Raw genomic sequence first — 14,406 nt, 5'->3', positions numbered from 1 at the left:
TGAATGTCGCGCTACGACCGCGAAGGGGGTCGCATTGGCGGCTCGCCGCGCGCGCCAGCTAATGCAGTTCATTCACATCGCGCTCGAGTGGTGGCAGCCGTCGATACAATGGATCGGGCGCACTGTGATGTCAGTTGCGATACATGGTGACGACGGCAGCGCCGCCAATACCAATGTTGTGCTGCAGCGCGATGCGCGCGTTCTGCACCTGGCGCTGGCCGGCATTACCGCGCAGTTGCTGCACAAGCTCCGTGCACTGCGCGAGGCCGGTGGCCCCGATAGGGTGGCCTTTCGACAGCAAGCCGCCGGACGGATTGGTCACGTAGCGGCCGCCATACGTGTTGTCGCCATCGTCGACAAACTTTTGCGCGCCACCTTCCGGACACAGGCCGAGCGCTTCGTAAGTCAGCAATTCGTTGTGCGCGAAGCAGTCGTGCAGTTCCACCACGTCGACGTCTTCGGCTCCGATGCCGGCGATCTCGTAGACCTTGTTGGCCGCCGCGCGTGACATGCTGAAACCAGCGATGTTGCGCATGTCGTCGGATTGGAAGGTGTCGAGCCCATCGGTGGCGATGGCTTGCGCTTCGATCCACACGCGCGTGTCGAGTCCGTGCTTCTTCGCATACGCTTCGCTGCACAGCACGACAGCCGCCGCGCCGCAAGTGGGCGGACAGGCCATCAGGCGTGTCATCACGCCCGGCCACAACACTTGATCGGCCATCACTTCTTCGGTGGTTACGATCTTGCGGAACACCGCCATCGGATTGTTGACCGCATGACGGCTAGCCTTGGCACGGATCTTCGCGAAGGTTTCCATCGGCGTCCCGAAGCGCTTCATGTGCGCCAGGCCGCCGCCGCCAAATGTCGTCAAGGCCGTGGGCAGATCCAGTTTGCCCAGCAGTTTTTCCTTTTGCTGCTCAAACAATTCGAGGGGATCCGGCCGGTCATGGAAGTTCGATCCAAGCGCGCCTCGGTTCATCTGCTCGAAGCCGACTGCCAGCACGACGTCCACGTCGCCACTGGCAATCGCCTGGCGCGCCAGATAGATCGCGGAAGAACCACTGGCGCAGTTGTTATTGACGTTGACGATGGGGATGCCGGTCATGCCGACGTCGTACAGCACACGCTGGCCGCAGATCGAATCGCCGTAGATATAGCTCGCAAACGCCTGCTGGATCGATTCATAGCCGACACGGGCGTCAGCCAGCGCGGCGCGCACCGCCTCCGCGCCCATCACCGGGTAGGTTTCGCTCTGGCCCGGCTTCCTGAATGGAATCATGCCGACACCGGCAACGACGACCTTTTGCGTCATGTCCTGCTCCTTTCGTCATTCGAATTGTTCACTGGCAAGCATGCCGACCACGTCGTTCGGGCAAACCCGGATGCGCCTCTTGCCCGAAGTTCATACACGTGAACAATAGGCATAGACGCTTCAGGCAGCACCCCGAATTCAGGGGGGGGCGCGCGCTTTGCACGCCCCCCCCTTTGCCAGTGCGGGTGCGCACGGCGCGTGGCAAACGCACGCGCGATTGCATACACTAGTGCTCCGCGACACATGCCGCGCTGCGAAATAAAGCGCCCCTGGTGCTTCTGGCCGGGACGAGGCGACGGGCTCCGGCAACTGCCGGGAATACCGATCCGTTGCAGCGAGCGCTTGCAAAGCAATCGAGCAGGAATGCCTTCAATGAATATCGATAAGCTGCTTGTGGTGAGCAAGTTTGCGCCGCCACGCATCGACGCCCGTCACATTTTCCGTACGCAGTTACTCGACCCGCTGCGCGAGCCGCAGCACTACGCCCTTGCGCTGGTCACCGGGGGTGCCGGCTTCGGCAAGACCATCCTGCTGGTGCAGCGGCGTCAGGAATTGATGAAGGCGGGAGCCGAAGTCGCGTGGCTGTCACTGAGCCACGACGACAAGCACCTGCCGAACTTTTGCGCCTATCTATTTGCTGCCTTTGAGCGGCTGGGTATCCGGATCGAGAACGACATGCTGCTGGAAGGCGACAGCGGCAAATCGATGAACAGCGTGTTGGCCGTTGTGGCGGATGCAGTTGCCCACATCGCCAAAGAGCTCTATCTCATCATCGACGACTATCACCACGTAGAAGACCCGTGGGCACATAAGCTGATGCAGAAATTGCTCGACCATTGCCCGGCGAACCTGCATTTGATCATTGCCTCGCGCGTTACGCCTCCACTTGGCCTCAGCCGCTTGCGCGTGTCGGGACAAGTCGCAGAGATCGGCTTCGCGGAACTCCCCTTCGACGTGGACGAGACCCGTGTTTTCTTCGAGCGGAACCTCAGTACGATGAAGCTCTCAGCGGATGAAGTGCGATTGATCCACGACCTCACCAATGGTTGGCCGGCCAGTCTGCAACTGATCGCCGTCATGTTGAAAAATAGTCCGGCGAAGCGTGCAAAGCTTCGTTCCTTTCTGCGTAAATCGACCGACCTGCAAGCCTATCTCGCGGAAGATGTGCTCGCCTATTTGCCGCCGGAATCGACAGCGTTCCTCGAAACCATTTCGGTCTGTCGACGCTTCAACGCGGAACTCGCCGCTTTCATCGCTGACAACGCGCACGCGGCCGACTTGATCAAGCGGGCGGAAGACGAGAACCTGCTGATTTATCGGGTGGAGTCGGACGACCCTTCGCCGTGGTACCGCTTTCACCCGCTATTCGGTGACTTTCTCGCGAGTCGGCTGACGCGGCGCGGCCAGCCTGCCGTGGAAGCGCTGCACCGCCTCGCCAGCCGGTGGTTTGCGGGGCAGGAGCTTCTGGCGGAGGCGGTTCATCATGCCAGCCTCGGCGGAGATCTGGAATTTGCTGTCGATGCCATAGAACAGGCGACCCCCACCACCTGGAGCCTGGGTTACATCAGCCCCATGTTGCATCTGCTCGAGCACTTACCCCAGGACACGCTGTTCGCTCATCCCCGGCTTTTTTTTCTCGGTTGCCTGACTTATGCGTTGACCGCGCGCCCGGATCAAGCGGAACAATGGATCGAGCAAATCCGGAAAAGCGATGCCGCAAAAAATCCTGCGATCTCTTCCCAGCTCGCACTGGCGGATGCCGCGATCGCGCTGCAGCGCGACGATACGCAACGGGTCATCGATCTGCTCAAGCACAACGCACCGTCCGACATTCGATTTCTGCGCTACGTCTATTGGTTGTCGGCTCTGGCGGCGGCCTATGCTTCGGTGGGCCGCTACAGCGACGCTCGCAAGCTTCTGGCCGACAACCCGGTTGACGCCGCGGACTGCGACAACGACATGGCACTCGTGGCAGAAGGCACGCGGCCCCTTATCCTGCTGATCGAGGGCAACGTCAAGGAGGCGGCGCGGCTAGGCGCGCCCCTTCTCGCCCGTTCGGAGGCCGCGCATGGGCGCGGATCCCTCTCCGCAAACCTGTGTGCGGGCAGTCTCGGAGACGCGTACTACGAGCTTGACCGGCTCGACGAGGCGCGCGCGGTGCTCGCCAACCGTACCAGCATTCTCCGGTTTTCGTCACCGGAAGTCATGGTGCATGCCACGCTGTGCCATGCGCGGCTGGATCTGTTACAGGAAACGCCGGATGTCGCTTTGGAATTCCTCGAAGCGCATGCAACGCATTTCAATAGCATTGGCCTGGATCGGCCCCTCGCTTACATGCTGGCCGAACAGATCAGGATACTTCTCATCAAAGGCGATCGGGTGCGCGCCGCCGACCTGACGGCCGATTTGCATCAACTGGCGGCACTCCATCGGAACGCGAAAGGCTTCCGCGCCGAAATTCCGGTGATCGCGGCCCAGGCCCAGGCGCGGCTTGCACTCGCCAATTGCGATTATGGGGAAGCCTTGGACGCCCTGTTGGCGGTCGTTAATTTTGCGGAGAAATTCGGTCGTGCCAGATTACTGGTCATGGCCAACGTGCTGGCGGCAACGGCGCTCAGTAGCCTGGAGCGTAAAGAGGAAGCGGCCCAATACCTGATTCACGCGCTGCAAACGGGGGCCCGGCTCGGCCTGATACGCACCTTTCTCGATGAGGGCCAACGTGTCGGGGAGATGCTGGCGCACCTGCAGAACGACGCCGGCATGGATAGCCTTGCAGCGCAATGGCTGCACAACCTGATGGGGAGATTTTCGCCAAGAGGCCCAGCGGAGCAGACAACAAGCGCGTCGTCTTACCAGAAAAAAACCATGCTGCAGGAGGTGATCCTCACGCCGCGCGAACTGGAAATCCTGGGTCTGGTGTCGCAAGCAATGTCCACCAAGCGCATTGCACTGACGCTCAACCTCACGCCCGAAACGGTGAAATGGAATGTCAGGAACATTCTTTCGAAACTAAATATATCGAGTCGTTATGATGGGGTGACGTGGGCGCGCCAACGGGGTCTCATCAAGTGACCCAACGCGCGCAATCAGGTGGCGCATCGGTTGAATCATTCGGCCGTCGTCAATAACGCATGCAACATGCGGGCGAGCAGCAGTGACGTATCCGCCTCCCCCAGGTATGCGGGCTTCTTGAGCGCAATCACTCGAAGCGATGCCAACAGCACCTCGTTGACAAGAAATTGCGCTTTTTCGCGATCGTGCACCAGAATCTCATCTGGAAACCGAGCAAACAGGGCTGGCATCGCTCCGGATGACCAAAAATGTTCCGGCTTGACGAGATCGAGCCGCACCAATTCGTCATAGTAGGCAGATTTGACGTTGAAATCCGGATCGATCTGCGACCATTTATGCAGCGCGGCAATGCCGCTTCGGAGTGCCAACAAGATGCCATCGAACAGCGTGGCGGAGAGCGGCAGCGCTTGAATGTCCTCGAGCAGCAGGCGACGGCATTCGGCGCGGTAGTCTTCGAAAATCGCGCCAATCAACGACTCTATGGTTGGGAAGTATTCGTAGATGGAACTGACTGCTACGCCTGCGCATTCGGAGAGCCGGTAAAGCGACACCGCATCACGCCCTTCTTTCTCCAGAATGTCCCGGCCCGTTTTCTTGAGCGCGTCAACCAGCACGATCGAGCGCGTCTGACGCGGGCGCTTGCGCGGCTTCGCCAGCACTTCGATATGCACTACGTCGTTTGCCGTCTTTCCCGGGGATGGCCTGGTCATCCGTCTCTCTCTTTTCGGTGAAGTGCCAGTCGATGGGCCCGTGCGCGTCTGAACTACGCTGGGAAAAGTGAAAGTCACCCACTACTTCATTCAGCCTTAGGCCGGCCGAACAGCTAAAAGAGTACCCGAAATCGGGCGCTCACTTCGCAGGCAATTGGCGTGGCAGCTTCTCGACGAACACTTCCGGACGCGGCGCCGGCAGCGTCATGAAATACAGAGCCAGCGACTCTCATGACCGGCGCGAATCCGTTATTTTTCTTTTAATTCAATCCATTGGCGTCGTCCCACGCGCCCTCGGAATGCGGAGATGAATTCGCATTTCATCCTCTTATACTGGTTCAGCGCCAACACCGTCGCCGCGTCAACAGCAACATTGTTCCGTCTGTCGCATCGGCGCTCGCCGCCGGATCCTTCATCATTCAATTGCGAAACCTGATCATGACTCTTGCGGACAAGTCTCTCGAGGACAAAACCCGTCTGCTGCTGAATGAACCGGCAGCTCTCGCGAATTACTCGCTCCATAAGTGGAACCATCTGCCACGCGCCGAAGTCGAGGCGCTACAGCTTGCTGCCCTGAAGCAGCGCTTCGCCGCATTGCGCGACCGGATTCCAATGCTAAAGAAGCTCGCCGATGCTGAAGGCGTGGAACGCATCGAGCATGTCGACGATGTGGCGCCGCTGTTATTCAAGCATACCGTCTACAAGTCCTATCCGCCGTCGCTGCTGGAAAAGCGCAACTTCACGCAGATCAACCAATGGCTCGGCAAGCTGGTCACGCCCGAACTCGCCGACGCCATTGCTGCGGTCGATGTCAGCGGCTGCCAAGGGCTGGACGAGTGGTTCGGAAAAATGGACGAAGCAGTCCCACAGCTCACGCTTAGCCACACCTCGGGCACCTCCGGCACGCTGTCGTTCCTGCCGCACGGCACGCGCGAATGGGAAAAGGTCCTGAGCGTGCGGCGCCTGTTCGTATGGAACATGGATGGCCCGGACACGCCGCAGCCCGAACTTCACGTGGCCTACCCTTACTTCCGCTCCGGCTTCATGAGTCACCTGCGCATCAACGACCATGTCGTCAAGACATTGCTGCAGGGCGAGTCCTATTTCCGGGCCGCCTACCCTGGGCTGCTCTCCAGCGACCTGCTGCATCTGAGCGCCAAAGTCCGCGCCGCCCACGCCAAGGGCACGCTTGACCGGCTCGATATCAGCCCGGACATGATGGCGAAGAAAGAAACCTTCGACCGCTTGCAGGCCGACATGCCGCGACACCTGGCGGCCTTCTTCGAGCGGATGGCGACCGAGATCCAGGGCAAGCGGGTTTACATTTCAGCCACCTGGACCAACCTGCACAACATGGCCAAGGCCGGCCTCGCTCGCGGGCTGGAAAGCGTGTTCGACGCCGACTCCTTCATCAATACGTCCGGCGGTGCGAAGGGTATGGTGCAGCCGGAAGGCTGGCGGGAAGACATCCTGCGCTTCACCGGCGCGAGGCGTCTCAACGAGGGATATGCCATGTCCGAGGTGCCGTGCTCGCACATGCGCTGCGAGCACGGTCACTTCCACCTCAACCCCACCGCCATTCCGTACCTGCTCGACCCCAAAACCGGCAAACCGCTGCCGCGCAGCGGCCGGGCCACGGGGCGTGCCGCCTTTTTCGACCTGGGCGCCGAGACACGTTGGGGCGGCTTCGTCAGCGGCGACGAAATCACGATCGAATGGGACGAGCCCTGCGCCTGCGGGCAGCCGAGCGCCTACATCGCCGGTCCCATCCAGCGCTACAGCGAAAAGAATGGCGGCGATGACAAGATCACGTGTGCCGCCACGGAAAGCTCACTCAGCGAAGCGATGGATTTTCTGAATACTCTCGAAGGCTAATGACATGAACAAGCCGATTTCCAATCCGATTGCGCCGATGATCATCCGTGGCGAGGTCATCACCGACAACCTGATCGAAGTAGGCGGCCGCGGCGGCGACCTCGCCTTCCTGACCCCGGACGCGCACAAGTACATCGACAAGCTGCCACTCGGCAATCCCGCCAGACTGGCAGATCTCTACACGCTCAGCTTCGACGACATTCTCGACTATGCCGGCGAGCTGGCGAGGCACCTTGACGTCGCCACCAACCGGCACCTGCAGGAAGCCTGCGAGCTGTCCTATCTGACTGCGCCGACCACCCCCTCGCTGGTCAGGAACAGCTACCTGGGCTTGCCCAACATGCTCGCCCGTGACGCGATCATCGAGGCGGTCGACTCCACCGTTGGCATCAAGTACCTGGAAGGCTGGGTCAAGCAGCGCCTGCTCGACGGCACCGAACTCGAAGTGCGCTGCTTCGGCTCGCGCGCCTTGCATATCGTCGCGGGAAATTCGCCGGGGCTGTCGTTGCTGACCATCATCCGCAACATGGTGCTGCGCAGCGACGCCATTATCAAAGCGCCGTCCAACGATCCCTTCACGGCGCTGGCCATCGCTCGCACCATGATCGACATGGCGCCGGACCACCCGCTCACCCGACATCTCTCTGTCGCCTACTGGAAAGGCGGCGACACGGCTTTCGAAGCGCGTTTGTACCAGCCGCAAAACATTGAAAAAATCGTTGCCTGGGGTGGTTTCGCCTCGCTCAAGCATGTCACCCAATACATCCAGCCCGGGCTGGAGCTGATCTCGCTCGATCCGAAACGCAGCGCGAGCATCATCGGCAAGGACACGTTCGGCAGCGAGGCGAGCATGCGTGAAGCTGCGCTGCGCCTCGCCAGCGACATCGGCGCGATGAACCAGAAGGGTTGCGTCAACGCGCGCGTGGTGTACGTGCAGAGCGGTACCGACGAGGCGGATCTCGCGCAACTCAACACCTTTGGTCAGTATGTCTACGAGGCGTTGATGGGTTTGCCGAACAGCCTGTCCACCGCGCCCAAACGCTACGACGAAGGGCTCAAGGAGCATGTCGATGCACTGCGCCTGGATGACCAGTGGTACAAGGTCATCGGCGGCAAGGACGGCGAAGGCGCAATCATCGTGTCGCAGATCCCTGACGCGGTGTCCTTCTCCACGCTTCTGGATGACCGTACGGCCAACCTGGTGCCGGTCGACACGCTCGACGAAGTCATGGATGCAGTGGACGCCTACACCCAGACGGTGGGCATCTATCCGGAAAACCTGAAAGATGACTTGAAGGACCGCCTGCCCCTGTATGGCGCGCAACGCATCGTGTCGCTCGGATACGCGATCGCAGGCAAGTGGGCCGCCCCGCAGGATGCCATCGAGCCGCTGCGCCGGATGGGCAAATGGATATCCAACCAGATCGCCTCGCCGGAGACCACGCCGGCACCATGGCAACGACCGCCGATCAACTAATGACCGCTCATCAACGGAAGCCGGTACACCGTTGCCGGCGCAGTGACCCCATATAGATCGTCAGCGACTCGCCTGCGCATCGCACCCTCCCCCCTACAAAAGAGGGGGCAATGCGCCGCCGAGTCGATCCATACTGCCAGAAGTCGCTCGACGTGATGGCGCCCTTCGCACGCGGCGCGCGCACTCATGCGGAAACACTCGTTTGGAAGTAACTCGACTGGCAATGGCGCATAGTGGTGTCACAGATGTCAAGAAGATCGACCGGAAAAGCCTGCTTCCCGGCACGTTTCGAACGCGCCTACCGATTTCGCGCCCGCGATTTCCAGCATCCACGCGCCGCGAACGAGGTGGACAACAGGCGCGCCGACCGTCAACCTTTCAAATAGATGTTGAGGCGCTTTGCCGAATTACGCAGGTGTGTCTCAGCGGCGCTCCCGGCTCGATCCGCGTCACCCGCGCTGATCGCCTCGAAGATCTGCTTATGCTCCTGCTGCACCGCCTCGACCAGCTGCGCATACCGGGTCTTCGTGTTGCTGCGCGCCTGCCGGATCAGGCGACGCGCGCCATGCTCGAGATGTTCGCTCAGTGCCTGAAAATGCGGATTATGGGTCGCGTCGACAATCGCCTGATGGAACGCAAAATCCTCTTCGTCTCCGAGGCGATCACTGGCGATTTCATACTCCATACCGATCAGTGCGCGGCGAATCCGTTTCAGATCGTCTGCCGTTCGCCGCAAGGCGGCAAAACGCGTCGCGGCCACCTCGACGGTGATCAGCAACTCCATCACCATCGCGAGAGAGTCCTTCTGTCCGAGTTCCACATCCTGCATGCGGAAAACCTGGCGTTGACTGCCGTCGCTGACATAGACGCCGCTGCCCACTCTCGACGTCACGAGCCCCTCGGATTTCAATTTGGACAGCGCTTCACGCACGACCGCGCGGCTGACAGAAAACTGCTCGCACAGCAGCCTTTCGCTAGGCAACCGATCGCCTGCTATGAATTCCTTTGCGCGGATAGCCTGGGCAAGGTGCTTTGCGATCTCGTCGGGCAAATGCTGCGGAGCGTTCTGGTCGGCCGCCCCGACGGGAATTCGGCCAATCACCGCTCGCGGAGCCGCTCCTGCCTTCGCCGCGTTGCGCTTGTTGAGTGGTTCTGCAGACATGTCTATCCGGTTTTTCAATTGGTCTTACAGGCAAATTTAGCACACTTCGTGTGGTTGGCCAGAAGAGAGACTCGAGTTGACGAGCGGCAGGGTTGCGCCGCATTGACACCGTCACGCCTCTCCACTAACCTCCCAACCTGTCAGACCACTTATATATTCTGACTTACCAGTCATTTTACGTGCGGTTAGGCGTCTGGTAATTCAGATGTTTCGGTTTTGAAGTTGCTTTTGTGGAGAAGCTATGAACACGCTGGACACCGATCTGGCCGAGTTGCACGGTATTGAATCCGATTGGCGTTTCGGACTGCCATTCGACGTTCGCTGGAGCGAACTGGACGCATTTTCACACGTCAGCCATCGTAGTTATTTCACGTGGTGCGAAGAAGCGCGCAATGCCTATTTCGCGTCGCTCGGCGAACCCGCCTTCTCCGTTGAGCGTGCCGGCCCCGTACTGAAGGAAGTCGGATTTACTTACGAGCGTTCGCTGGACCAGGGCAGCCATGTCGTCGTGACCGCGCGTGTTGCATGGATGCGCAACACCAGTTTCCGGATGGAATTCGCTGCCTGGAGTCGGGGACTCGTGGGACGAGGACACGCGATCTGCATCTGGATGCGCAATTCGACTAGCGAGCTGGTCACCGTTCCAGACGACCTGCGCCTGCGGATTACACAGCGTGACGCGCCCCAGGATCTGCGACGCGCGACGTAGCCGCGGACGAGCCCTGTATTGCGTGCGCCAGACAACCGCATGAGAGCCCCGATCAACGAGACACACAATGACAGCCTACTCAGACTACCAACCGCGCACAGCATGGCTCATTGCCGCCTTGCTGACGGGCCTCGCGCTCATCAACTTCCTCGACAAAGTCGTACTGGGCCTGCTAGCGGTGCCCCTCATGGCCGAGTTCAAGTTGTCACCGTCAGAATTCGGTCTGATTGCCGGCAGTTTCTTCTGGCTCTTTTCGACGTCCAGCGTGATCGTCGGTTTTCTTTCCAACCGCTTTTCCACGCGGTGGATCCTCTTTGCAATGGCGCTCAGCTGGTCTCTATTGCAACTCCCGCTGGCCATTGCCGGCGGCGCGCTGACCATTCTCGTCTGCCGTGTCATCCTGGGGGCGGCGGAGGGTCCGGCATCTCCGCTGTCGATGCACGAAGTGTTCAAGTGGTTCCCTGATCAGAAGCGCGGCCTGCCGGTCGCACTGCAACAGCAGGGCGCGGCCTTTGGCCTCGTCGTATCGGGCCTGCTCATTCCGCCAGTCACACGGCATTGGGGTTGGCGCATGAACTTCGTTATGCTCAGCGTCCTCGGTGCTGTCTGGTGCCTGCTCTGGTTGCGCTTTGGGAGAGAGGCCGGACCGCATGAGCCGACCGACCCGGCCCACCGCGCGAAACCCGCCACGGACCCGGCCGCGGCCCAGGTAGCACGCCTGCCGTACCGCGCGATACTGGGTTCTCCCTCGGTCCTGCTGGTCTTCCTGCTCGGGTTCTCGGCGTATTGGACATCGGGCCTGATGCTGACCTGGCTGCCCACCTATCTGGAGAAAGGCCTCGGTTTCGACAGCATCACCTCCGGCCGGGTATTTTCGATGATCCTGCTGTTCACGACACCTTATACGATCGGCCTGAGCTGGCTGTCACAGCGCATGCAGGCGCGGGGAGCCTCGACCCGGCAGTCGCGCGTCCATGTCATGAGTGTGGCTTTTGTAGCCGGTGGCACGATGCTTGTCGCATTGGCGGCCTTTGATCTTCCGCCCATGGCGAAGGTCGTGCTATTCGCTTTAGGCAATGCCCTTCCCTCGATCTGTTTTACCCTGGCGCCGGCTATCCTCGGCGAGCTGGTGCCAGCCAGCCAGCGCGGCTCAATCATGTCGATCTATACGGCTCTCGCCAGTTCGGCGGGTGCGATCGCGCCCGTCGTGATGGGCCGCCTCGTTCAGGCACACGGCACCACCAATTCACATGGCTATGAGACCGGCTTCCTGATCGGCGCCGCGCTCCTGATTGTCGCCGCCGTCGCCAGTGCGCGTTTCCTTCATCCCGAGCGAGCGCGACTGAGGTTGGCGCACACCGCGGCCTCCAGGCTGGCTTGAGCAATGGTGCGACGACCGGCCCTTCGCGCGAGGAAGCAGTCGAATTTCGCGCGCGAGCGTATTCATTCAACACGAGAAGCCTGAAGAGAGCTACAGATATATGTCAGATCATCCAGTTTCCTCACCTGCCGCAGGCTCGTCCGGACATGGCGGCACGCCCGCGGTGGCGGGTTCCAAACCGGCTTTGGGGGCGGCTGCCGTGCGTCTCGTACGCGCCGGGAACGGCGCCATCGTCAACGAGGCGATCCTGGACAACGCGCGCCTGGTCAAACATCAGGACTTCACGCCCTACCAGCTGACCGGGGGGGTTTGGGTCTTGCCGGGCCCTTCGTTGAACGCCGCGGTGATCGAGGGGCCCGACGGGCTGATTGTCTGGGAAACCGGTGAGAACATCGAGCACGGCAAGCGATACCGCGAGCTCATCCGCAGCATCAGCACCAAGCCGATCAAGGCGGTTATCTACAGCCATACCCACTACACGCTGGGCACCTCGGCGATCATCGAAGGCGAGCTCGATGTAAAAGTCATCGGGCATCCAAAGCTCAATGAGAACATGCAGGTGGCCACGCTCGGCTCCTACTTCCCGGAGATCGAACCGCTTCAACGCGCACGCGCCGTTCAGCATGCGCAGATGTTCTTGCCTGAGCAAGGCGAGGACGCGAAGCACGGCTTCTTCATCGAACCGGGGGAGCGCGGCTTCGTTCCCGTCAACACGCCCGTGCAGCACGGCGAGGAACTGACAGTCGCGGGCATACGCCTGCAGTTCTTCACCGAAGGCGGTTCCGATACCGACGACTGCACCACCGTGTGGCTGCCGGAACACAAGGTGGCCCTGAACAACATCCTCTGGCCCTGGCAGCCGAATTTCTATACCCCGCGCGGCGCCAAATTCCGCGATCCGCGTATCTGGTCTGAGGCGCTGCGGCATATCCTCGCGCTGCAACCTGAGTACCTGATCAATCAGCACGGCCGCTCCATCGCCGGTCGGGAAGAGATCGGGCGCACGCTGCGCAACTATCTGGACTTCACAAGCCTCGTGCTCGACCAGACCTTGCGCGGCATCCTGCAGGGCAAGGGCCCTGAAGAGTTGCGCGACTTCATCCGGCTGCCGCGTCATCTGGCGGCCGAGCCATGGCTGTTCGAGTCATACGGACGCATGGACTGGCATGCGCCCTACATCATGAACCACGCGGTGGGTTGGTGGGATGGCGACGCCGCCACGCTCGCCAAACTGCCGCCGCAGCAAATCGCCGAACGCATGGTGCCGCTGCTGGGCGGGCGCGACAAGATACTCGTCGCGGCGCGCGAGGCGCGCGCCAAGGGTGAACTCGCATGGGCGCTCGAGCTGCTCAACTACCCGTTCCGTCTCACGCCGGCTGATGCTGAAATCCGCCAGCTCAAGGCCGACCTGCTGCGCGAAAGCGCGCGAGCCTGCACGGCGAGCATCACGCGCGGTTTCATGCTGAGCCAGGCGCTTGCGCTCGAGGGCAAGATCACGCTGCCGCGCGTGGTGCCTCCCACGCCGCAGCAGATAGCCGCGAATCCCACGACGTTCGTCAACCAGATGCGCGTGCGCGTCGATCCTGTCAAAGCACAGGACACTGATGCGGTCATGCGCTTTGACTTCACGGATGGCACGAGGCAATCGGTGGCGCTCCATTTGCGTCGAGGGGTGACCGAATTCGTCGAGCGGCCGGATCGCCACTACCGGCAGGCCGACATCGTTCTTACGCTTGACGCGCGATGCTTCGCCGCCCTCTTCCTCAGCTCAGAATCGCTAGAGGCGCTGGTGGACCGGCAAGCGGTCGTCATCACCGGCGACAAAGCCGGCGCGTCGGCGTTCCTTGCCTTGTTTGATTCGCTGCGGCCGTAAGCGGACTGGCGTATTCGACGTTCCAAAAGAGACCGACGAAGAGACTGACGAAATGAAACAGGATAGCGAACCTGGCGTGCTCACCGGCAAGGTCGCCGTCGTGACAGGCGGCGGCCGCGGTATCGGGCGCGCCATTGCTGTGGCCTATGCGGCGGCCGGTGCATCGGTCGTCGTGGCGGCGCGAAGTGCGCACGAAATCCAGGCCGTCGCGCAATCGATCAGGCAGACCGGCGGTGACGCGATCGCCTGTGAAGTCGACGTGACAAATCGCGCGAGCGTCGAGACCATGTTCAACCAGGCCGCGGCCCACTTCGGCGGCGTCGACATTGTCATCGCCAACGCCGGCGCAGCGCTCCAGCGCGGCAACATCGAAACCTGCGATCCAGAACTCTGGAAACAGACCGTGGAAGTCAACCTCTTCGGTGCCTTTCACACTGCGCGCGCCGCCATTGCCCACTTGCGCAAGCGGGGCGGCGGCAAGATCGTGATGACAGGTTCGGGTTCCCGATTTCGCCCCTATGCGGGCGGGTCAGCTTATACAAGTTCGAAGCTCGCGCTGTGGATGCTCACGCAGACGTTGGCCATGGAACTCGAAGGCGCCAATATCAGTGTCAATGAGTTGATCCCGGGTCCTGTGAAGACCGCCATGACGGGTTTCGGCGCAACCCCCTTCCCGCCGGGCGAGTGGGTCAAGGAGCCGGAAGATGTCGTGCCGCTGGCGATGTTCCTAGCCACGCAGCCCCTGGTTGGACCTACCGCGCAGAGTTTTAGCCTGATGCGCCGGCCAGGATGAGCGCAGTCTCGCCGCACGCCGACGCGCCGTCGTCGGCCAGCC

General features: G+C 61.2%; 10 protein-coding genes. 7 read left to right on the top strand and 3 right to left on the bottom strand.

Features of this window, described 5'->3' with window-relative positions:
* Positions 1-130: 130 nt before the first annotated feature.
* Positions 131-1,312, bottom strand: coding sequence for a lipid-transfer protein (locus tag PQR32_RS12170; protein WP_408226360.1), 1,182 nt, complete (start codon positions 1,310-1,312; stop codon positions 131-133).
* Positions 1,313-1,684: 372 nt separating this feature from the next.
* Here PQR32_RS12170 and PQR32_RS12165 point away from each other — a divergent pair, with 372 nt between their 5' ends.
* The gene (locus PQR32_RS12165) at positions 1,685-4,384 is read left to right on the top strand and encodes a winged helix-turn-helix domain-containing protein (protein ID WP_408226357.1); all 2,700 of its coding nucleotides are present in this window, start codon (positions 1,685-1,687) and stop codon (positions 4,382-4,384) included.
* Between the two features lie 35 nt (positions 4,385-4,419).
* Here the strand turns inward: PQR32_RS12165 and PQR32_RS12160 are convergent, their stop codons facing one another.
* A complete protein-coding gene (locus PQR32_RS12160; RefSeq protein WP_408226354.1) occupies positions 4,420-5,094 on the bottom strand; it encodes a TetR/AcrR family transcriptional regulator in 675 nt (224 codons plus the stop codon).
* Positions 5,095-5,532: 438 nt separating this feature from the next.
* On the opposite strand from PQR32_RS12160, the gene PQR32_RS12155 reads away from it, so the two are divergent.
* Both PQR32_RS12155 and PQR32_RS12150 read left to right on the top strand, forming a co-directional pair.
* Positions 5,533-6,969 (top strand): hypothetical protein, encoded by a 1,437-nt coding sequence (locus PQR32_RS12155; protein WP_408226351.1) that lies wholly within the window; start codon positions 5,533-5,535, stop codon positions 6,967-6,969.
* Between the two features lie 4 nt (positions 6,970-6,973).
* A complete protein-coding gene (locus PQR32_RS12150; protein ID WP_408226348.1) occupies positions 6,974-8,446 on the top strand; it encodes an acyl-CoA reductase in 1,473 nt (490 codons plus the stop codon).
* A gap of 370 nt (positions 8,447-8,816) precedes the next feature.
* Here the strand turns inward: PQR32_RS12150 and PQR32_RS12145 are convergent, their stop codons facing one another.
* Positions 8,817-9,608: a FadR/GntR family transcriptional regulator gene (locus tag PQR32_RS12145; protein ID WP_408226345.1), complete on the bottom strand. Its 792-nt coding sequence runs from the start codon at positions 9,606-9,608 to the stop codon at positions 8,817-8,819.
* A gap of 241 nt (positions 9,609-9,849) precedes the next feature.
* On the opposite strand from PQR32_RS12145, the gene PQR32_RS12140 reads away from it, so the two are divergent.
* From PQR32_RS12140 to PQR32_RS12125, 4 genes are all read left to right on the top strand, one after another.
* Positions 9,850-10,317: an acyl-CoA thioesterase gene (locus tag PQR32_RS12140; RefSeq protein ID WP_408226342.1), complete on the top strand. Its 468-nt coding sequence runs from the start codon at positions 9,850-9,852 to the stop codon at positions 10,315-10,317.
* A gap of 67 nt (positions 10,318-10,384) precedes the next feature.
* Positions 10,385-11,698, top strand: coding sequence for an MFS transporter (locus tag PQR32_RS12135; RefSeq protein ID WP_408226339.1), 1,314 nt, complete (start codon positions 10,385-10,387; stop codon positions 11,696-11,698).
* Between the two features lie 100 nt (positions 11,699-11,798).
* Complete coding sequence (locus PQR32_RS12130) at positions 11,799-13,571, top strand: alkyl sulfatase dimerization domain-containing protein (protein ID WP_408226336.1); 1,773 nt, start codon at positions 11,799-11,801, stop codon at positions 13,569-13,571.
* A 52-nt stretch (positions 13,572-13,623) separates the two neighbouring features.
* Positions 13,624-14,364, top strand: a complete 741-nt coding sequence (locus tag PQR32_RS12125; RefSeq protein ID WP_408226333.1) for an SDR family oxidoreductase — start codon at positions 13,624-13,626, stop codon at positions 14,362-14,364.
* Positions 14,365-14,406 lie beyond the last annotated feature (42 nt).

Origin of the sequence: Paraburkholderia dipogonis (assembly GCF_046027395.1) — a bacterium.
GTDB classification, from domain to species: Bacteria; Pseudomonadota; Gammaproteobacteria; order Burkholderiales; family Burkholderiaceae; genus Paraburkholderia; species Paraburkholderia dipogonis_A.
Note: the sequence above shows the minus strand (reverse complement) of the source record. Positions and strands in the feature narration are given on the sequence as shown.

Coding starts and splice junctions, on each gene's coding strand:
- PQR32_RS12170 (WP_408226360.1), bottom strand. CDS start 1,312: ATGACGCAAAAGGTCGTCGTTGCCGGTGTCGGCATGATTCCATTCAGG.
- PQR32_RS12165 (WP_408226357.1), top strand. CDS start 1,685: ATGAATATCGATAAGCTGCTTGTGGTGAGCAAGTTTGCGCCGCCACGC.
- PQR32_RS12160 (WP_408226354.1), bottom strand. CDS start 5,094: ATGACCAGGCCATCCCCGGGAAAGACGGCAAACGACGTAGTGCATATC.
- PQR32_RS12155 (WP_408226351.1), top strand. CDS start 5,533: ATGACTCTTGCGGACAAGTCTCTCGAGGACAAAACCCGTCTGCTGCTG.
- PQR32_RS12150 (WP_408226348.1), top strand. CDS start 6,974: ATGAACAAGCCGATTTCCAATCCGATTGCGCCGATGATCATCCGTGGC.
- PQR32_RS12145 (WP_408226345.1), bottom strand. CDS start 9,608: ATGTCTGCAGAACCACTCAACAAGCGCAACGCGGCGAAGGCAGGAGCG.
- PQR32_RS12140 (WP_408226342.1), top strand. CDS start 9,850: ATGAACACGCTGGACACCGATCTGGCCGAGTTGCACGGTATTGAATCC.
- PQR32_RS12135 (WP_408226339.1), top strand. CDS start 10,385: ATGACAGCCTACTCAGACTACCAACCGCGCACAGCATGGCTCATTGCC.
- PQR32_RS12130 (WP_408226336.1), top strand. CDS start 11,799: ATGTCAGATCATCCAGTTTCCTCACCTGCCGCAGGCTCGTCCGGACAT.
- PQR32_RS12125 (WP_408226333.1), top strand. CDS start 13,624: ATGAAACAGGATAGCGAACCTGGCGTGCTCACCGGCAAGGTCGCCGTC.